At 74.7% G+C, this 19,556-nt stretch carries 13 protein-coding genes and 1 tRNA gene; 8 read left to right on the top strand and 6 right to left on the bottom strand.

The window, feature by feature from the left end; genetic code table 11:
- Positions 1–726 precede the first annotated feature (726 nt).
- Entirely contained in the window at positions 727–1,929 is a 1,203-nt protein-coding gene (locus B124_RS33730) for an IS110 family RNA-guided transposase (protein ID WP_496506851.1), read from the top strand.
- A 49-nt stretch (positions 1,930–1,978) separates the two neighbouring features.
- On the opposite strand, the gene B124_RS33735 is transcribed toward B124_RS33730, so the two are convergent.
- From B124_RS33735 to B124_RS33745, 3 genes are all read right to left on the bottom strand, one after another.
- Positions 1,979–2,066 (bottom strand) — tRNA-Ser (locus tag B124_RS33735).
- A gap of 86 nt (positions 2,067–2,152) precedes the next feature.
- Positions 2,153–2,557: a VOC family protein gene (locus B124_RS33740; RefSeq protein WP_496506831.1), complete on the bottom strand. Its 405-nt coding sequence runs from the start codon at positions 2,555–2,557 to the stop codon at positions 2,153–2,155.
- A 154-nt stretch (positions 2,558–2,711) separates the two neighbouring features.
- Positions 2,712–3,572 carry a bifunctional DNA primase/polymerase gene (locus B124_RS33745; RefSeq protein WP_496506832.1) on the bottom strand — a complete coding sequence of 287 codons (861 nt, stop codon included), beginning with the start codon at positions 3,570–3,572 and terminating at the stop codon, positions 2,712–2,714.
- A gap of 222 nt (positions 3,573–3,794) precedes the next feature.
- Here B124_RS33745 and B124_RS33750 point away from each other — a divergent pair, with 222 nt between their 5' ends.
- The 4 genes from B124_RS33750 to B124_RS33765 all read left to right on the top strand — a co-directional run bounded on the left by B124_RS33750 (position 3,795) and on the right by B124_RS33765 (position 7,716).
- A complete protein-coding gene (locus B124_RS33750; RefSeq protein ID WP_496506833.1) occupies positions 3,795–4,100 on the top strand; it encodes a hypothetical protein in 306 nt (101 codons plus the stop codon).
- Between the two features lie 258 nt (positions 4,101–4,358).
- Positions 4,359–5,249 (top strand): glycoside hydrolase domain-containing protein, encoded by an 891-nt coding sequence (locus B124_RS33755; RefSeq protein WP_496506834.1) that lies wholly within the window; start codon positions 4,359–4,361, stop codon positions 5,247–5,249.
- A 134-nt stretch (positions 5,250–5,383) separates the two neighbouring features.
- A complete protein-coding gene (locus B124_RS33760; protein WP_496506835.1) occupies positions 5,384–5,941 on the top strand; it encodes a SigE family RNA polymerase sigma factor in 558 nt (185 codons plus the stop codon).
- 122 nt (positions 5,942–6,063) lie between these two features.
- A complete protein-coding gene (locus tag B124_RS33765; protein ID WP_496506836.1) occupies positions 6,064–7,716 on the top strand; it encodes a long-chain fatty acid--CoA ligase in 1,653 nt (550 codons plus the stop codon).
- Positions 7,717–7,849: 133 nt separating this feature from the next.
- Here the strand turns inward: B124_RS33765 and B124_RS33770 are convergent, their stop codons facing one another.
- On the bottom strand, positions 7,850–14,914 hold the full coding sequence (locus B124_RS33770; protein WP_496506837.1) for a hybrid sensor histidine kinase/response regulator: 7,065 nt from the start codon (positions 14,912–14,914) through the stop codon (positions 7,850–7,852).
- A 313-nt stretch (positions 14,915–15,227) separates the two neighbouring features.
- Here B124_RS33770 and B124_RS33775 point away from each other — a divergent pair, with 313 nt between their 5' ends.
- From B124_RS33775 to B124_RS33785, 3 genes are all read left to right on the top strand, one after another.
- Positions 15,228–16,481, top strand: a complete 1,254-nt coding sequence (locus B124_RS33775; RefSeq protein ID WP_496506838.1) for a low temperature requirement protein A — start codon at positions 15,228–15,230, stop codon at positions 16,479–16,481.
- 207 nt (positions 16,482–16,688) lie between these two features.
- Positions 16,689–17,351: a ClpP family protease gene (locus B124_RS33780; RefSeq protein ID WP_496506839.1), complete on the top strand. Its 663-nt coding sequence runs from the start codon at positions 16,689–16,691 to the stop codon at positions 17,349–17,351.
- Position 17,352: 1 nt separating this feature from the next.
- On the top strand, positions 17,353–17,949 hold the full coding sequence (locus B124_RS33785; protein WP_496506840.1) for a ClpP family protease: 597 nt from the start codon (positions 17,353–17,355) through the stop codon (positions 17,947–17,949).
- A 240-nt stretch (positions 17,950–18,189) separates the two neighbouring features.
- Here the strand turns inward: B124_RS33785 and B124_RS33790 are convergent, their stop codons facing one another.
- Together B124_RS33790 and B124_RS33795 are read right to left on the bottom strand one after the other, a co-directional pair.
- Positions 18,190–18,639: a helix-turn-helix domain-containing protein gene (locus B124_RS33790; RefSeq protein ID WP_496506841.1), complete on the bottom strand. Its 450-nt coding sequence runs from the start codon at positions 18,637–18,639 to the stop codon at positions 18,190–18,192.
- A 208-nt stretch (positions 18,640–18,847) separates the two neighbouring features.
- A complete protein-coding gene (locus B124_RS33795; protein ID WP_496506842.1) occupies positions 18,848–19,447 on the bottom strand; it encodes a DinB family protein in 600 nt (199 codons plus the stop codon).
- Positions 19,448–19,556 lie beyond the last annotated feature (109 nt).

Raw genomic sequence — 19,556 nt, forward strand, 5'->3', positions numbered from 1 at the left:
CGGCGCCGCTCGGGGCGGAAGGCGCCCTCCGCAGGCGGTGCGGGCGCGATACGAGGGCGGATCGCCGCCTGCTCCGTGACATCGCCGGCGACGCGGGAGTGCGGCACTCCTGGGGAACGGAGCAGTGCGGCCCGGGAGGGCCGATGCTCACAACCCCCGTCGCCCCAGCCCTACGCGCACGACGCCCACCCCGACACCGCGCCCATCCGCCCTGCGGGGTCACCCGCCGACCCGGGCCCCCCGCGATGCAGGCCGCCGTTGCGCCGTACCGCCTGCCAACCCGGCCTACCCCGGCACGGTGGCGTCCCGCAGGCGTGGTGTAGCGGCCCGGCACCATGACCCCGCAGAGCGGGGCCCCGCCGCTCCTGGCCGCAGGTTGGCCGAGGGCACTGGTCAGGGGTGGGAGAACCGCGAGTCAAGGTGAGACAGGCCGGGTGCGGGAGCGGCGTCGTCGGGCCCCGACGGCGCCGCTTCTAATGGGCCTTGTCGGGCCGTGAGGAAGACTACGGTCCGTAGCCGCCAGCAGGTGAGCACTCCCAGCTTCCGAGCCATTGTGAGTTCTGAGGTCAGACCGTGCCCCCGCTGGTCGGCCGGGAGGCCTGACTGCTGATGGGATGGCGTGCCCGCCGGGCAGTCTGGGCGTGAGCACTTGATCCATTAGAGAGCGAGCTGTGCCTTCCGCGGGCTGCGTTTCGTGATCGGACGAGAGCGAAGGGGCGGGTGCTGGTGCTGTTCATCGGCGACGACTGGGCCGAAGACCACCACGATGTCGAGGTCCAGGACGGGACGGGTCGCAGGCTGGGCACCGCGCGGCTGCCGGAGGGCGTAGAGGGCATCGCGAAGCTGCACGCCCTCATCGCGCGGCACGGCGACGAGGAACTGGAGTCCGGGCAGGTGTCGGTCGGGATCGAGACCGACCGCGGCCCGTGGGTACAGGCGCTGATAGCGGCCGGCTACCGCGTCTACGCGGTCAACCCCCGTCAGGCTGCGCGGTTCAAGGAGCGGTACGGCACCTCGGGGGCCAAGAGCGACAAGGGCGACGCGCACGCGCTGGCGGACATGGTCCGCGTCGACGGCGATCAGCTGCGGCCGGTCGCCGGGGACAGCGACCAGGCCCAGGCGATCAAGGTCGTGGCCCGTGCGCACCAGACTCTGATCTGGGAACGCACCCGCGCCTTCCAGCGGCTTCGGAACACGCTGCGGGAGTACTTCCCCGCCGCCCTGAACGCCTACGCGGACCTCACGCTGACCAGCACGGACGCGCTGGAACTGCTGGTCAGGGCCCCGACGCCCGAGCAGGCGGCGAAGCTGTCGAAGCCGCAGATCATCGCGGTGCTGGCCCGGCACCGCCGCCGCAAGCGGGACCAGAGGGCCACCGCAATCCAGGCCGGCCTGCGTGATCCGCAGCTCGGCGTCGCCGCCCCGGTCGCCGCCGCCTACGCCGCGGCGGCGACCGCGCACGCCAACTTGCTGATCGCGCTGAACGAGCAGATAGCCGCGCTGGAAGAGCAGGTGAAGGCCCATTTTCTCGCGCACCCGGACGCTGAGATCTACCTCTCCATGCCCGGCATCGGAGAGATCACCGGCGCCCGGGTGCTCGCCGAGTTCGGGGACGACCCCACCCGCTACACCTCCGCCAAGGCCCGCAAGAACTTCGCCGGCACCAGCCCGATCACCCGCGCCTCCGGCAGAACACACGCCGTCTACGCCCGCCACGCGCGCAACGACCGCCTCGCCGACGCCCTCCACAAGCAGGCGTTCTCCGCCATCAACACCTCACCCGGCGCCCGCGACGCCGGCTACAACCCTGCCCTACGCCAGCTCGGCAACCGTCTCGTCGGCATCCTCCACGGATGCCTCAAGACCCGCACCGTCTACGACGAGGCCACCGCGTGGTCACACCACGCAACCCTCGCCGCAGCCGCTTGACATCCCTACGCCATGGGATGTCTGACCTGCAAGGATGGTGCTCACACGGCGGAGAGTGTGGGATTCGAACCCACGGTGACGGGGTACGCCACGACGGTTTTCAAGACCGTTCCCTTAGGCCACTCGGGCAACTCTCCCTGCCGTCGCTCGGCGGCGGCAGGGACCAAGGCTAGCGGTTCGGGTTGCGGCGTTGCGTGCGGGATGGGGCTGGCTGCGGGGGTGGTCAGGCGGGGGTGGCGGTGGGGTCCATCCAGAAGATCTCCCACTGGTGGCCGTCCGGGTCGAGGAAGCTGCGGCCGTACATGAAGCCCTGGTCGTTGGGCTCGTTCGCGACGCCGCCGCCCGCGGCCAGTGCCTTGTCGGCGATCTCGTCCACCTCCGCGCGGGTGTCCACGCTCAGGGCGAGGATCGCCTCCGTGGCGGTGGTGGTGTCCGCGATCTCCTTCTTGGTGAAGCCCTTGAAGAACGGCTCCGTGAGGAGCATCGCGTAGATGTCGTCGGTGATGACGAGGCAGGTGGCGTTCTCGTCGGTGAAGTTCTCGTCGAAGCGGTAGCCGAGGGCGGTGAAGAAGGCCATCGAGCGGTCCAGGTCCTTCACGGGCAGGTTGACGAAGATCTTGTGCGGCATCGTGTGGCCCCTCTCCGGGCTGTGGTGGTCGGCTCCTGGAGCGCGCTGTCGTAGGGGTAGACGGAGTGGGGGCGTCTGACTCATCGGTGTGGGGCACGGGCCCCGGATTTCCTTGGCCGGGGTCCATTGTTCCGGGGGTTCTGCCGGTCCGCCGTCACCGCGGGGTGTGTCTCGCCGCCGACGCCACCGTCGCCGTCGCCTCGCGTTCCGGCAGCCCTGTCGTCATCGCCGCGCGTATCAGTGCCTCCGCCACGTCCCGGCCGTGGCCCGTCTCGTACGCGCGGCAGGCCGCCCAGAACAGGCGGGCGTTGCGTTCGCCCGGGTGGGAGGCGGCGACGAAGCGGATCAGGGCGTCCGGGCGGCGTTCTTCCTGCGGTGGCGGTGGTGCGGGTGCGGGCGGGGGGTCCGGTGGGGGTGGGGTGAGGAGGCGGAGCAGGGCTCTCGGGGCCGGGGCCGGGGCGCGGGCCGAGCGGGGGGCCAGGCGGTACGTGCCGTGCAGGGTGCGCGAGCCGGGGCCGGCGAGGTAGCCGCCGGTGCCGCGGACGTCGATGCCGGGTGCCAGGCGTCCCACCGAGTTGGGGACCGTGTGGTCCGGGTGGCCGGTGAGCCAGATGTGACGGCCGCCGCCGGGGGTGAGGATCACCACCGTCGGCGGCAGCACTATCCCGTGGTCGGCGAGCAGCGCCTCGAACACCCCCAGTGCGTCCGTCCCCGCTTTCACATCGAGGTCCAGCCCGATCAGATGATGCGGCGGCCGGCCGCAGGCGATGCCGTAGCCCGTCGCCCAGGGGGCGGCGGCGAAGAGGGTGTGGATCGCGTCGGCGTCGGTCGTCGCGTCGTACACGCCGTGGCCGATGCGCCCGCACTCCCCGCGGCAGGGCACTCGCGGCCAGTCTGCGTGGTGCGGGGAGCGGACCGCCGGCTGCTTCGCGCGGGACAGCGGGAAGACGGGCAGGCCGCGGCGGGCGGCGGCCAGCGCGGCGGTGCGGGCGTAGCTGTGTACGGAGCTGTCCATGGCTCCCAGTGTCGTACAGGTGTTCGATACGCGAAAGTGGCCAGGTGTACGGGTTTACCCGCCGCCGATCATGCCTGCGAGGGAATGGGCGCCGGTCCGCGATTGCCCCAGGACCCGCGGGAAACGATGCAGTCGCGACGTCGCAAACCGCCGGAGAGCCGGCTGGAACACCGGCCGGCTACGGACAAACGGAATCGTCTTCCGTTACATAGGAGGAAGCAGATGGCACGCACTCGTACGGCCCGCATCCTGGCCGCGGCAGCATCACTGCCGCTCGCTGTCGCGCTCTTCGGAGGGATCGCGCACGCGGACAACGGGGCCGGAGCGTTCGCCAACGACGACTCCCACTCCGCGGTCGTCGGGCAGGCCGGCGGCGTCGGTGGCGCCAACTTCGGCAACAACGCCCAGACCCAGCAGGTCAACAACGGCGGCGGCGGCGTCAACGAGTCCAACACCGCCAACGTCCAGGGCTTTGGCAACGTCGTCGACCAGTCGGACACGGTGATCGCCTTCACCAACATCTGGTAGGGACCACGCAGTTCGCGGTGCTCATGGGGATGGCCGCGCGGCCGAACCGTTCCGGTGCGGTCGCGCGGTCGCGTGTGTGTGGGGGGCCGGGGGGCCGGGGGGCCGCGAAGTCTCGGGTTTCCCGGGTGCGGGTCCGGCGGCGGGTCCCGTTCCGGTTCCGGTTTCGTCCCGCGTACGGGCCTCCCTCCGCCCTCCGGACGGCCCACCCCCGCGTGTCGCACCGGCCGCCCCGCGCGCCCGGACCGTTCACTGCTCGGCATGCGCGTCCGCCTTCTCCTCGTCCCCCTCGTCGCCGCCCTCGCCGTGTTTGCAGGTGCACTCCCCGGCTCCCCCACCGCCACCGCCGCGCCCGCCGCCGACGCACCCGCGCCCGCCGCCTCCGGCCCCGTACCCGAGGACTTCCGCGACCCCCGCGACCTCGGCGCCGACGTCTTCCGCGGCCGTGCCTTCGACACCTGCCACACCCCCTCCCGCGCCGCCATGTCCGCCTGGCGCGCCTCCCCCTACCGCGCCGTCGGCGTCTACTTCGCCGGCCGCGGCCGTGCCTGCGCCAAGCAGCCGCACCTCACCACCTCCTGGCTCCGCGCCGTCCACCGCATGGGCTGGCACGTGCTCCCCCTCTACGTCGGCTCCCAGTCCCCCTGCGTCACCACCGGCACCAAGCACCACGTACGCATCGACTCCGCCCGCCCCCGCCGCCAGGCCCGCGCCGAGGCCCGCGACGCCGTGCGCAGCGCCCGCGCGCTCGGCATGGCCGCGCGCAGCGCCGTCTACCTCGACATCGAGCACTTCGCCGGCTCCGCGGCGTGCAGGCGCACCACGCTCACGTACGTCCGCGCCTGGAACGAGGAGGTCCGCCGGCTCGGCTGGTTCCCCGGGCTCTACAGCAGCGCGAACTCCGGCATCCGCATGATCGAACAGGCCCGCCGGGACGGGCACGACGGCATGCCGTCCGTGCTCTGGGTGGCCCGCTGGCGCACCAAGCCGTCGCTGTACGGCGAGCCGCACGTCGACCCCGCCGCCTGGCGTCCGCACCGCCGGCTCCACCAGTACGCCGGCATGGTCAAGGAGCGGCACGGCGGCAAGCGGATCCTCATCGACCGCAACGTCGTGGACGCCCCGGTCGCGATCATGGGGCCCCGGAACTAGTCCCCCTGAGGGTTGCCCGGCCGCCCCTCCACCTACGGGAGGTCGGGCAGGCTCGGTACCTACTCCCTCGGGTGGAGCCCGCATCGGGACCTGCGGCCGATCCGCGTACCGGGCGCCGCTCCTAGCGTGGAGGTATGCCCACAGTCAGCACCACCGACGCCCCCGCGCCGGACACCGCACGACCGCCCCTTCCGACCTTCGCGGCGTACGTGAACCTGCGGGGGCCGGTGCTGCTGCGCACCGCGCGCTCCCTGACCACCAGCCCCTGGGACGCCGAGGACCTGCTGCAGACCGCGCTGGCGCAGACCTACCTGGCCTGGGACCGGATCGAGGACCCGCGCGCCCTCGACGGCTACGTACGCCGCGCGCTGCTCAACACCCGCACCTCGCAGTGGCGCAAGCGCCGCGTCGACGAGTACGCCGCGGGCGACGACCTCCCCGAGCCGGCCCCCGTCCCCGGCCCCGACCCGGCGGAGCACCAGGCGATGCGCGACGCGATGTGGCGTGCGGTGCTGCGGCTGCCGGAGCGGCAGCGGGCGATGGTGGTACTGCGGTACTACGAGGACCTGAGCGAGGCGCAGACGGCGGCCGTGCTGGGGGTGTCGGTGGGGACGGTGAAGAGTGCGGTCTCGCGGGCGCTGGCGAAGCTCCGGGAGGACACGGGGCTGGGGGAGATGACGCAGGCGGCGTAGGGGGCGACATCCCCTCCCCGAGGTAGTGACAAGGTGCCCGGTCGCCAGCAGAATCAGCGCCACCGTTTGCTGGCGCGTAATCGCTCCATGTCGCTGCGTGTCTCACCCCCGGGAGGCCCTCCGTGCTGAGCACGATGCAGGACGTACCGCTGACCATCTCGCGGATCGTGACCCACGGTTCCACCATCCACGGCTCCGCCAGGGTCCTCACCTGGACCGGATCCGGCGAGCCACCGCAGGCCAGGACCTACGCCGAAGTCGGCGCCCGCGCCGCGCAGCTCGCGTACGCGCTCCGCGACGAGCTGGGCGTACAGCAGCAGGAGCCCGTCGGCACCCTCATGTGGAACAACGCCGAACACCTGGAGGCGTACCTCGCGCTGCCCGCCATGGGCTCCATCCTGCACACCCTCAACCTCCGCCTCGACCCGCGCCAGCTCGTCTGGATCGTCAACCACGCGCGCGACCGCGTCATCCTCACCAACGGCACCCTCCTCCCCCTCCTCGCCCCGCTGCTGCCGCACCTGCCCCACGTCGAGCACGTCGTCGTCGCCGGCGCCGGCGACCGCGCGCCCCTCGACGGCACCCACGTCGCCGTCCACGACTACGAGGAACTCATCGCCGGCCGCCCCGAGTCGTACGACTGGGCCGTCCTCGACGAACGCGAGGCCGCCGCCCTGTGCTACACCTCCGGCACCACCGGAGACCCCAAGGGCACCCTCTACAGCCACCGCTCCGTCTACCTGCACTCCCTCGGCGTCCTCGCCTCCGAAGGGTTCGCCATCTCGCCGCGCGATCTCGCGCTGCCGATCGTGCCGATGTTCCACGTCAACGCCTGGGGGCTGCCGCACGCCGCGTTCATGGCCGGTACGTCCCTGCTGATGCCCGACCGCTTCCTGCAGCCCGGCCCCATCGCCGAGATGATGGAGACCTGCCGGCCCACCATCAGCGGCGCCGTCCCCACCATCTGGCAGGCCCTGCTCAACGAGCTCGACGCCAGGCCCCGCGACGTCTCCTCCCTGCGCACCGCCATCATCGGCGGCTCCACCTGCCCGGCCCAGCTCATGAAGGGCTTCGAGGAACGGCACGGCATCCGTGTCGTCCAGGCGTGGGGCATGACGGAGACCTCGCCGCTGGGCTGCATCGCGCACCCGCCGCCCGGTCTCGAACCGGCCGAGGAGTACCCGTACCGCCTGAAGCAGGGGCGCTTCCCCGCCACCGTCGAGGCGCGGCTGCGCGGTCCGGACGGGAACCTGCTGCCGAAGGACGGGGAGTCGGCCGGGGAGCTGGAGGTACGCGGGCCGTGGATCACGGGCGCGTACTACGGCGGCGCGGACGGGGAGCCGTTCCGGCCGGAGGACAAGTTCAGCGAGGACGGCTGGCTGCGCACCGGCGACGTCGGCACGATCACGGCGGACGGCTATCTGACGCTGACGGACCGGGCGAAGGACGTCATCAAGTCGGGCGGCGAGTGGATCTCGTCGATGGAGCTGGAGAACCACCTGATGGCCCACCCGGACGTCGCGGAGGCGGCGGTCATCGCCGTACCGGACGAGACGTGGGACGAACGGCCGCTGGCGGCGGTGGTGGTGCGCGCGGGCGCTGAGGTGACGTACGAGGAGCTGCGCGCGTATCTGGGGGAGCGGATCGCGAAGTGGCAGTTGCCGGAGCGGTGGGTGCGGATCGGCGAGGTGCCGAAGACGAGCGTGGGGAAGTTCGACAAGAAGGTGCTGCGGAGGCGGTACGCGGACGGGGAGTTGACGGTGACGCGGTTGTGAGGGGGGCGGGAGGTGCTGTCCTGAACGGCACGGCGTGATACGCCGCGTCGTCTGGGCGGGCTGAACGACTGAGCGGCCGAGCGCGTGTGTCCTCGGCGGCGGCAGTCGCGTGGCGGCTGGGGGGCGGTGGCTGTTACGTGGTGCCGATCTTGGCCAGCAGGTCGACGATCCGGTTCTGCACCTCCGTACTCGTCGACCGCTCCGCCAGGAACAGCACCGTCTCCCCCGAGCGCAGCCGCGGCAGCTCGGCGCGGTTGATGTCCACCGCCGTGTACACGACCATCGGGGTCCGGTTGAGCATGCCGTTCGCGTTCAGCCAGTCCACGATGCCCGTACGCCGGCGGCGGATCCGCATCAGGTCCATCACGACCAGGTTCGGCCGGAAGCGCGTCGCCAGGTCCACCGCCGCCTCGTCCGACGTGGCGTGCATGACCTGCATCCCGCGCCGCTCCAGCGTCGCCGCGAGGGCATCCGCGATGTCCGGGTTCTCCTCGAAGAGGAGCACGCGCGGCGGGTGCTGGCCGCTGTCGCGCGGGGCCAGCGCCTTCAGCAGCACCGCCGGATCCGCCCCGTACGCCGCCTCCCGCGTCGCCTGCCCGAGCCCGGCCGTGACCAGCACCGGTACGGACGCGGCAACCGCCGCCGTACGCAGTGACTGCAGCGCGGTGCGGGTGATCGGGCCGGTGAGCGGGTCCACGAAGAGGCCGGCGGGGGAGACGGAGATCTGCGCGTCCAGCTCCTCGCGGGAGTGGACGACCACGGGGCGGTAGTTGCGCGCGGTCAGCGCCTGCTGCGTGGCGGCGTCGGGCTCGGGCCAGACGAGCAGCCGGCGCGGGTTGTCCAGCGGCTCGGGCGGCATCTCGTCGTCGAGGCGCAGCGGGGTCGTCTCGGGGTCCTGCGCGGCGACCTCGACCACGCCGTGGCGGCCGTCGAGCGGTTCCGGGCCTTCGGCGGCGGAGGCGTCGGGGGCTCCTATGGCGAAGGCGCGCCCGATGGCGTCCCGCCGGGCGGCGGCACCGGGCCGGGGCGGGGTGCGGTGGGGGGTGTGGTGGGGGGTTTGCTGGGGCGGGGCGGTGTGCCCTTGGGGTGAGGCGGTGTGTGTTTGCGGGGCGGGGGTGTGCGTTTGCGGGGCGGGGGGTTGTGGCGCGTGGGCGGCGTGCGGGGGTGTGGCGTCCGCCGGGGTGCCGGCGCCGAGGCGGCGCCGGCGACCGCCGGTGTGCTCGTCGGCGGGGTCGTACGGGTCGTGGGTGGGGGCGTGCGCGGGGGAGCCGGCGGAGGCGTACGGGTCGTACGCGGAGTCGTGGGCCGGGTCGTAGGGGTCGTGCGGGTCGTGGGTGGGGGTGGCCCGGGTGCCGTGGGGGTCGTGGGTGGGGGTGGCCCGGGTGCCGTGGCGGTCGTGGGGGTGGGGTGCGCCGGGGCTGCCCTGGGGGTGCTGGCTGTCGCGGGGGACCTGGGCGTCTTGCCGTCCCGGGGCGCCGCCTTGGGGTGCCGGGGTTTGGGGTCCGGGGGCGTCCTGAGGGCCCGGGGTGTCCTGGGCGTCGCGGGTGTCCTGGGCGTCGCGGGTGTCCTGGGCGTCGCGGGTGTCCTGGGCGTCGCGGGTGTCCTGGGCGTCGCGGGTGTCCTGGGCGTCGCGAGTGTCCTGGGCGTCGCGAGTGTCCTGGGCGGGCGGGTTGCCCGGGGAGTCCGGGCCGTTCGGGCCGCCCTGCGAGGGGCGGCCGGAGGGCTGGTCGACGTAGGCCACGCCCTGACCGAGGGTGCGCACGCTGAAGGGGCCCGACTGCTGCGCCGGCAGTGCCGGCATCGCGGGGGTCGCGGCGGAGCGGGCGAATCGCGTGGCGCCGCCGCGTGCGGTGGGGGCGGAGCCGGTGGCGGCGGGGCGGGGTCCCGGGGCGTCGGCGGGGGTGGCCTGGGCGTGGGCGGGGTCCGGGGCGGGGCGGGGCTGCGCCTGGGGCGCGGCTGCGGGCGGGGTGTCCTGAGCGGGGACGGCGGGCGGGGCGGGGGTGGCGTCGGCGGTCGCGGGGTTGGCGGCGGTCGCGGCGTTTCCGGTGTTTCCGGTGTTTCCGGTGTTTCCGGTGGGCTGGTGGGGGGTGGCGCGGCGCGGGTCGACGCCGCGGGCGGGGGTCTGCATCCCGTGCCGCGGGTCAACGGCCGCGGGCGCGGCGCCGGCGGTGCGGGGGTCGGCGGGGGCGTCCGCCGGGGCCTGGGCGGCGGGCTCCTGCGGGCCGGGCTGCCGGGGGACGGAGCCGCCGTGCGTACGGGGACCGCCCTGCGTACGCGGATCGCCCTGCGTACGCGGATCGCCTTGCGTCCGGGGGTCGTTCGGGGCGCTGGCGCGCCGGGCGGCGCGGCCGTCGCCCTGCGTACGGGGGTCGTGCTGGGCAGGGACGCCCGGGGCGGGGGTGCCGCGCCGGGGGTGCTGGGTATCCGGGGTGCCGTGTCCGGGGTGCGGGGTCTGCGAGGTGCGTACGGTGCGGACTTCGCCCGTGTCGTCGCCGGCGCCGCGGTTGCCGTCGTGGGGGTAGGGGCCGGTGTCCGGGTCCTGTACGGGGCTGCCGGTGCCCCGACGGCGGCCGGTGGCGTAGGGCGGCGGGGCGTCGTCGTAGCCGCCGGGGTTCTGGGAGTGGGGGTACGGTCCGGTGTCCGGCTCCTGGACCGCGGGGCCGGGCCGGCGCCGGTCGCCGGGGGGCAGCGCGGGCGCGGCCTGCGGGGCTTCCGCGGGTGCGGCGGGGCGGCGCCGCCGCCCGGTAGGGTGCTGCGGCTGCGCCGGCCCGACCCCGGCGGGCGGCACGGGGGTGCCGGGCGCGTTCCGTACGACGGGATCGGTGGTGCCCTGCGGCAACTGCGGCGCCGCCGAGCCCTGCGCGGCGGGCAGGGCGGCGGGGTACGCGGCACCGCCCCGATGCCCGGCAGGGTCAGCGGGCTCCAGCCGCCCGGCAGTTGCGGGGTCGTCGTAGTCGCGGGGGCCGCCGGGTCCGGGGCGGGCGTTGCCGCCGGCACGGGCGGGGCCCGGCTCGCCGTATTCGTCGGCGCTCGCCGGGTCGTTGGGACTGCCCTGTGCTCGTGCGGGGCGGCGGCGGGCTACGGGGTCGTTGTGGCCGCCCGGGTGCGCGGTGCTGTCGTACCCGCCGGAGTTGCCACGCGTACGGGACCGGCCGTGGCCGGTCGCCGCGGAGTCGTCGTACCCGCCTGTGGCCGGGCCGTCGTCGGGGTCGCCGCGCCCCGCGTACCCGCCCGGGTTGCCTCGCCTGCGCGCGCCGGGGCCGGGCGCGGCGGCGGTGTCGTCGTACCCGCCCACCGGGTCGCCGGCGTCCGCGTAGCCGTCGCGGCCGTCCCGCCCGCCGGGGCGCCGTCCACGGGACGGGCCGTGGCCGGCGTCGTCGTACTCGCCCGGTCCCGCCGGGTACGCGGGCCCGGCCTGGCGGCCACGCGACGGGTGACCGCCAGGGGCCGCGGGGTCGTCGTACTCGGCCGGTTGCAGCGGTTCGACGCGGCCGGGGGTGTGGCCCGTACGCGACGGGTGGTCCACCGGCTCTGCCGGGGCGCCGGTGCCCATGTGGGCGCCGGGCCGGGTGTGCGCGCTGGGGCCGCCGGGAGGCATCGGGCCGGGCCCGGCGGGGCCGACCCGTCCACCGGGCCCGCCGGGCGCCGCGGGACCGACGGGGCCGCCGGGTCCTCTCTGTCCTCCGGGCCCGCCGCGGGGTCCGGGACCTCCAGAGCCGCCGGGGCCTCCGGGACCGATCGGGCCACCGGGTCCCATCGGGTCGTCCGGCCCTTCGGGCCCTCCCGGGCCGCGGCGCCCTCCGGGACCTGCGGGACCGCCGTGGTGTCCGGGGCCTCCGGGGCCGATCGGGCCGTCCGGCCCTTCAGGTCCGTCGTATCCACCCCGGTCGTCGTACCCGCCCGGCCCGCCGGGGCCGCTGGGACCCTCCGGCCCACTCTGGCCGCTGCGCCCGCGGGGGCGACCACGGTCACCGGGCCCCTCGTACGGGCCCTGACCGCCGTGCCCTTGAGGGCCGCTGCCCTCCGGTCCGCCAGGTCCGCCAGGTCCGTCGTACTCGCCCCGGACGTCGTACCCGTCCGGGCCGCCGTGCCCCGCGGGACCGCCGGGCGCGGTCTGCCCCTCGAAGCCGCCCGGGCCGCCGTGCCCGCCCTGTACCTCCGGGCCGCTCTGCCCGCCGGGCCCCGGACCGCCCGGTCCCTCGGGTCCTTCCGGGCCCGCCGGCCCACGTCCGACCGGCCGCCGCCGGGCACCCGTTGCGGGGTCGCCCGTCTCGGCGCGGTCCTGCTGCGACTGGCTGCCCGGGCCCTGGCCCACGGGCCGCCGGCGACGGCCGCGGCCCTGCGTACCGGGGAGGGCCTGCCCGAGCGCCGCCGCGCCGGTCTCAACGGCACCGGCCTCCCCGGCGCCGCCCGTACCGCCCACCGCCGCTCCGGCCCCGCTCTGCCCCTCACCCGCGCCGCCACCCGGCGCCGGCACACCGCTCCCGCCGTCGTACGCGCCCTGCCCCTCAGCCGGCGCCCCCCGCCGCCGGCGTCCGCCGGCCCTGCTCGTGCCGTGCGGCGGCGTCGGGCCACCGACAGGCGCCTGCCCGGCGCCGCCACCGACCGTCTCGGGCGCCGCCGCACCCTGCGGCGTACCGTGCCCCGGCGTGTGCCCCGGCTCCTGAACAACCGCCGGCCCACCCCCGTCCGCGGCACCGGCCCCGCGACCGCCTGCCGCACCCGGGCCGCCGTGCCCCGTACCGCCGTCCGCACCCTGCCCCGGCGGCAACCCCGCCACGGCAACGCCCTCCGCAGCCCCTCCGGCCCCGGACACCCCGGCTCCAGAAACCCCGGCTCCAGAAACCCCGGCCCCGGAAACGCCAGGCCCGTCGACTCCAGCCCCCGCAGGCACTCCAGCCCCCGCAGGCACCTCAGGCGCCCCGGGTCCCCCAACTCCCCCGGCTCCGGCCCCCGTCGGCACCCCCGCAGCCGGTGTCGCTCCGCGCCGACGCCGCCCCGTCCCCGTACCGCCCACACCCGTACCGCGCGCGGGCGTACCCGCTCCGTCGCCGGACTCCGCCGCGGGCGCGGCGCGTCGCCGCCGCCCACCGCCCGTACGCGCACCTCCGGCAGCCGCACCCCCGGCAGCCGCACCTCCGGCAGCCGCACCTCCGGCAGCCGCACCTCCGGCAGCCGCACCTCCGGCAGCCCCGCCTCCGGCAGCCCCGCCACCACCCGTACCACCGTCAGCCCCAACAACCCCAACAACCCTGCCAGCCCCGCCAGACGTGCCAGCCCCGCCGAGCCCACCAGGCCCGACCAACTCGCCCGACTCACCAGCCTGGACCGACCGCTCACCGGACGCCCCGGCCGCCCGGCCCACCGCCCCGCGCCCCGACCGCCCCGCCGCAGCACCAGCCGCCCCCGAGACGGACCCAGCCGCCCCCGAAGCCGCCCCCGAAGCCTCCGCGCCCCCCGACGCGCCCCCCGACGCGCTCCCCCGCCCCGGCGCCTCCGCGCCCGGCATCACCGTCGTCTCGTTCCCCGTGTCCCGCCCGCGCCCCGAGGTCTCCCGCGCCCGCGCGGCCCGCGCCGCCGGCCCGGCAGCCTGCACCGGCACCTCGAGCAGATACGCACCGCCGCTCTGCCCCGGCACCTCGTGTGTCTGCAGAATCCCTCCGTGCAGCACCGCAACACCCCTGGCCAGCGGCTCGTGCACGGAACCCGCCCCCGCACCGCCCGACCCGGCACCAGCCCCCGACCCGGCACCAGCCCCCGACCCGGCACCAGCCCGCGAGCCAGCACCAGCCCCCGCCCCGGCACCAGCCCGCGAGCCAGCACCAGAAGACCCCCCGACCCCCCGGGGCCCCTGCACCTCTATCCGCACCGCATCGCCCCGCTGAGCCGCCGCCACCACCACCGGCGCGTCCGACGCCCCCGCCGTCCGCTGCCCCGTGGCGTCGACCCCCGCGACCTCCGCGATCAGATGCGCCAGCGCCAGCGTCAGCCACCGCCCGTCCGCCTCGATCTCCACCTGCGGCGCGTGCACCACGAACTGCGCCCGCCCCGGGCCGATCAGCTCGTCCGCACCCTCGGTCGCGGCGTGCACCACGTCCGGGAGGTTCACCGTCTCCACCGCCAGCCGCGACTTGCCGGAGTCGAGCCGCTGGAAGTCGAGCACGCTGTCGATGAGCGCGGTCATCCGCCCGTAGCCGGCGGAGAGGTGGCGCAGCGTCTGGTTGGCCTCGGGCCAGAGCTGCCCGGCCGGGTCGTCGACCAGGGTGTTCAGCTCCGCGCGCAGCGTGTCCAGCGGCCCGCGCAGCGCGACGTCGAGGACGGCCTGCAACTGCCCGAGCCGCGCCTCCAGCGCATCGCGCCGCCGCCGGTCGGTGAAGGCGAGGACGGCGCCGACGAGTTGGTCGCCGTCGCGCACCGGGGCCGTCGTCATGTCCACCGGCACCGGCTGCCCGTCGCGCCCCCACAGCACCTGGCCGCGTACGCGGTGCTTGCGCCCCGAGCGCAGGGTGTCGGCGATCGGGGTCTCCTCGTACGGCAGGGGGGTGCCGTCGGGGCGGGAGTGGTGGATGAGGGGGTGGAGGTCGGCGCCGCCGAGTGCGCTGGCGCGGTAGCCGAGGATCTGCGCGGCGGAGGGGTTGACGAGGACGACCTTGCCGGTGGTGTCCGTACCGACGATGCCCTCGGCGGCGGCGCGCAGGATCATCTCGGTCTGCCGGCGCTGCCGGTGCAGCTCCGCCTCCACTTCCGCCGAGCCGGTGAGGTCCCGTACGACGAGCATGAGCAACTCGTCGCCCGTGTAGTGGTGGCCGGGCGCGTACGGCGACTCGCCGCCGGGGCCGTCCTCCAGGTCGGCGCTGGTGACCTCGGCGGGGAAGCCGCTGCCGTCGGTGCGGCGGGCGGCCATGCGCAGCGGCTTCGTACGCTCTTCCGCCCGCGCGCCCGCGTCGGGGGCGACGGAGCCCTGGGAGTCACCGCGGGGACGGCGCATGGAACCGGGGATGAGCTGCGGGTCGAAGTCCGGCAGCAGATCGAGCAGCCCGCGGCCGACGACCGCCGCGCCGGGCCGCTCGAAGGTCTCCAGCGCGACGCGGTTGGCGGCGACGACCGTGCCGTTGGTGTCGACGAGAAGCAGCGCGTCGGGGAGCGCATCGAGTATGGCTGCGAGGCGAGCAGCGCCTCGGGATGGCCGGCTGCTCACGACGAACTTCCTCCTCGACGACCGTTCTTGCTGTGCTCAGCGGCCGGCCCTCGCGCCGTCGCGCTCCCGTACGCGCCCCCGTGCGCGCCGGTGGCCGTGCCACGAGAGGGATTCTACGGTCCCTCGTTGCCCGGGGGACGGCAGATGGGAATCGTCACGTCACAGGCACAACTCCGGCAGGTATCTTGCTTCCGAGACGGCACGGGGTACCTGGTGGGGCCCCGGCCGCGGCCGGGCCCAGGTCGTGTGCCTGCCCGGCACTGGCGGCAGGGTACGTGACGCACACGTGCCCGAGTGCGGGGGACGGGGCGGCATGACTACAGAACGCGGCGATTCCGGCAGCTTCGACAGCGGCACCGTCCGCCCCGCCCCCACCCCCATCCCCCGCCCGCGCCGCCGCCTCGTCTCCACCGGCGCCGACCACCGCGTCACGCCCGCCGAGTTGTTCTTCGACCTCGTCTTCGTCTACGCATTCACGCAGGTCACCGCCCTGCTCGCGGCGGACCCGACCCCCATGCGGCTGCTCGGCGGCGGCGTGGTGCTCGCGCTGCTGTGGTGGTGCTGGTGCTGCTTCGCCTGGCTCGGCAACGTCGTACGCGCCGACACCGGGCCCTTCCTCGGCGTACTGCTGACGGCGATGGCGGTGGTGTTCGTCGTGTCCCTGACCCTGCCGGAGGTCTTCGCCGGCTCGGACGGCGGCATCAACGCCCCGCTTGTCTTCGTCCTTTGCTACGGCGCGCTGCGCGTGCTGCACCTCGCCGCGTACTGGGTGGCCCACCCCGGCGACGACCGGCTGCGCACCACCATCCGCGCCACCGCGCTCACGTCGGTCGCGCCGCCGTTCGCGCTGCTGGTCGTCGGCAGTTTCTTCACCGGCTGGGCACAGATCCTCATCTGGCTCGCCGCGGTCCTCATCGACTACGCCGCCATCTACGTCACCGGCGGCTCCGGCTGGCGCGTCACCTCGCCGGGGCACTTCGCGGAGCGGCACGGGCTGATCGTGATCATCGCCCTGGGCGAGTCGTTCCTGGCCATCGGCGTGGCGGTACAGGGATACCCGAGGACGTACGGCGTGCTGGCCGGCTCGGTCGCCGGGCTGCTGGTCTCGGCGGCGCTGTGGCTGCTGTACTTCCGCCGGGTCGCCGAGCCGGCGGAGGAGCGGCTGACGGCGACGGCGGGCGACGCCCAGACGCGGCTGGCCAGCGATGTCTACACCTTCCTGCACCTGCCGCTCGTCGGCGGCGTCGTGCTCTCGGCGCTGGGCGTGGAGCAACTGCTGCACCAGATCGCCGACACCGAGCACTACGAACTCTCCGAGCCGCTGCACGGACTCGGCGCGTGGGCGCTGGCGGGCGGAGTCGGGCTGTTCCTGCTGGGCGCGGCGGCGATCCGGTGGCGTACGGGCGGCCGGGCGCCGGTGGTGCTGGCGGTGGGCGGCGCGGTGTGCCTGGCGGCGGGGCCGGTCGTGGAGCACATGCCGGGGCTGGCGGCGCTGGGGGCGCTGGCGGTGGTGACGGCGGTGGTGGTGGTGGCGTACGGACGGGAGGCGGAGGCCGTCGCGTCGTAGCGGAGACGAGAACCCCGCGACAACGGAGAACCCCGCAACGGCCTCACCCGCACCCGCAGAACCACCGCGCCCGCCCCTCTCATCCCCCACTCCCTCTGCCCAAGGCGAATCTGCCCCCGGCAAAGATCCCTCCCCTTCGCACCGCCTCCCGCCGACCGTGGAAGCAACGCAGCAACGCAAGCACCACCCATCCACGAGGGAGGCACGATGACACCACCGTCCCCCAGTACCGCATGGTCGCCGGCCCTGGCGCCGCGCGCCGAGGAAGAAGACACCCCGCCCCCGTCGAGGTTCGACGACCACCTGGCCGCGCAACTCCTCGGCCAGCGCATCGTCCTCCTCGGCTCCGAGGTCACCGACGCCTCGGCGAACCGCATCTGCGCGCAGCTCCTCCTCCTCTCCGCCGAGGACCCGCGCACCGACATCGCGCTCTACATCAACAGCCCCGGCGGCGCCGTCCACGCCGGTCTCGCGATCTACGACACGATGCGGCTGATCCCCAACGACGTGGCCACGCTCGCCATGGGCTTCGCCGCCAGCATGGGGCAGTTCCTGCTCACCGTCGGCACGAAGGGCAAGCGCTTCGCCCTCCCGCACGCGCGGATCATGATGCACCAGCCCTCCGCGGGCATCGGCGGCAGCGCGGCCGACATCGAGATCCAGGCGGACAACCTGGAGTACAGCAAGACGCTCATGGAGCGCCTCCTCGCCGAGCACACCGGCCAGGACCAGGCGACGATCTCGCGCGACGGCGATCGCGACAGGTGGTTCACGTCAGCGCAGGCGAAGGAGTACGGGATGGTCGACCAGGTCGTCGAGTCGCTCGCCGACATCCGCCCGGCGGCCTCGAAGCGACGGATGGGGCTGTGACATGAGCCAGTACACGATCCCGAACGTCGTCGAGCGTACGGCGCACGGCGAGCGCGCGTACGACATCTACAGCCGGCTGCTCTCGGAACGGATCATCTTCCTGGGCACCGAGATCGACGACGGCGTCGCGAACGTCGTCATCGCCCAGCTCCTCCACCTGGAGTCGGCGAGCCCCGGCAGCGAGATCTCGATCTACATCAACTCACCAGGCGGCTCGTACACCTCGCTGATGGCGATCTACGACACGATGACGTTCGTCGGCGCCCCCATCTCCACGTACTGCGTGGGGCAGGCGGCGTCCACGGCGGCGGTGCTGCTCGCGGGCGGGGAGAAGGGACGCCGGTTCGTACTGGAGCACGCGCGGGTGCTGCTGGGGCAGCCGGCCAGCGGCGTACGGCGCGGGACGGTGTCGGACCTGAGCCTGGAGGCGAAGGAGATCCTGCGGATCCGGACGCAGATGGAGGAGGTGCTGGCGCGGCACACGGGGCACGAGGCGGCGACCCTGCGCGCGGACACGGACAGGGACAAGGTGTTCACGGCGCAGGAGGCGGTGGCGTACGGCCTGGCGGACCAGGTGATCAGCAAGCGCCACCTGTGACGGAGGCGGGCACAGCGGGGCACCGCCCCGCTGTGCCGGCCGCCCTCCGGACCAGCCGGCGAGACGGGTCGGCGAGATCAGCCACCGAGAGCCGCCGAGATCACCCGGCGAGGTCAGCCGCCGAAACCGCCGCTGAAACCGCCGTCGAAACCGCCGCCGAAACCCGCCGCCGAAACCCGCCGCCGAAACCAGGCGCCGGGATCAGGCGCCGGGATCAGCCGCCGAAACCAGCCGCCGGGATCACGCCGCGAGCCGCACGTCCCCCGCCCGCGAACGGGCGGTGTTCCGCGCCGCGGACAGCTCGGTGACGGAGGAGAGCCCGGCGGCCGTCCCGCGCTCCCGGCCCTGGCCCCGGTCCCGCTCCCGGCCGCGTATGCCGGAGAGGCGGATGATCTCGCCGTGCACGAGCACGAGCAGGTCGGCCAGCCGCAGCCCGAGCGCCTGCGCGGCGGCGGCGAGGACTTCGGACGACGCCTCCTTGAGGCCGCGTTCGACCTCGGAGAGGTACGGCATGGAGATCCGCGCGACGTCGGCGACGTCCTTCAACGTGCGCTCCTGGGCCAACCGCTCACGCCGCAGCACGTCCCCGACGACCTGGCGCCACAGGGGCTCGCGCCCGTCGGACTCCTCGGGCACGGGAGGGCGCAGGGGGAGGACGCTGGCGGGGCGGTTCGGCGCGTGATTGGTCACGTTCTCAGCGTAGGCGGGTGGGGGGCGGAGGGAAGGGGTGGGCGATCTGCCAACGGCAGAATCGCCGAAGGCGAACAGCCGGGGAAACCCGCGCCAAGAACCCGGAAGAGAAGGCCCCACGAAGAACCGGAAGAGAAAGCCCCACAAAGAAGAGGCAAGAACGTCCCGGGAAGAAGCACCGGAACCCACCGGACGGCAACGCCCCGCCCTACTCCCTCCCCTGAGCCTCCCGGGCCGCGTCCTCGACCCCCCGCCGGTAGGACTCCCACCAGGCGCGGTCGCCGCCCGGCATGTTGTCGCCGCCCAGCCGCATCCCGGCGACGCCGTCGATCAGCTCACGGACGATGTCGGCGTGCCCGGCGTGCCGTTGGGTCTCGGCGAGCATGTGGACGAGCGCCCGGTGCAGCGAGATCTCGGCCCGGTCGCCGGGCCAGTGCGGCACGCGGCCGACGTCGTCCAGCGCGAACGCCGCGATGGTGTCGTCGGAGTGCGCGCAGGCGCTCCGGTAGAGACGGACGATCTCCTCGCGCGACTCGTCGGCGGTGGCCCACATGTCGACGTTGGGCACCTCGGCCGCCGGGCCTTCGAGCCAGGGCACGGGTTCGCCGAAGGGCCGCCCGAAGGTGGCGCCGAAGTACCCTGTCTCGCAGCCGATCAGGTGCTTGACGAGCCCCAGCAGGTTGGTGGCGGTCGGCGTCAGCGGGCGCCGTACGTCGTACTCGGACAGCCCGTCGAGCTTCCACAGCAGCGCGTCGCGGGCAGCCTGCAGATAGCGCTGGAGGTCGGCTTTGGGATCGGTGTCGGCCATGCGCACCAGCATTGCACTCCGCTGCCCCGGCACCCATAGGATCAAGGCATGTACTTCTTCCACCTGCGCTAGGGCGCCGTCGGCGAGACGAGGCGAGGATCCCCCGTCG

This window comes from Streptomyces sp. CNP082 (genome assembly GCF_059570535.1).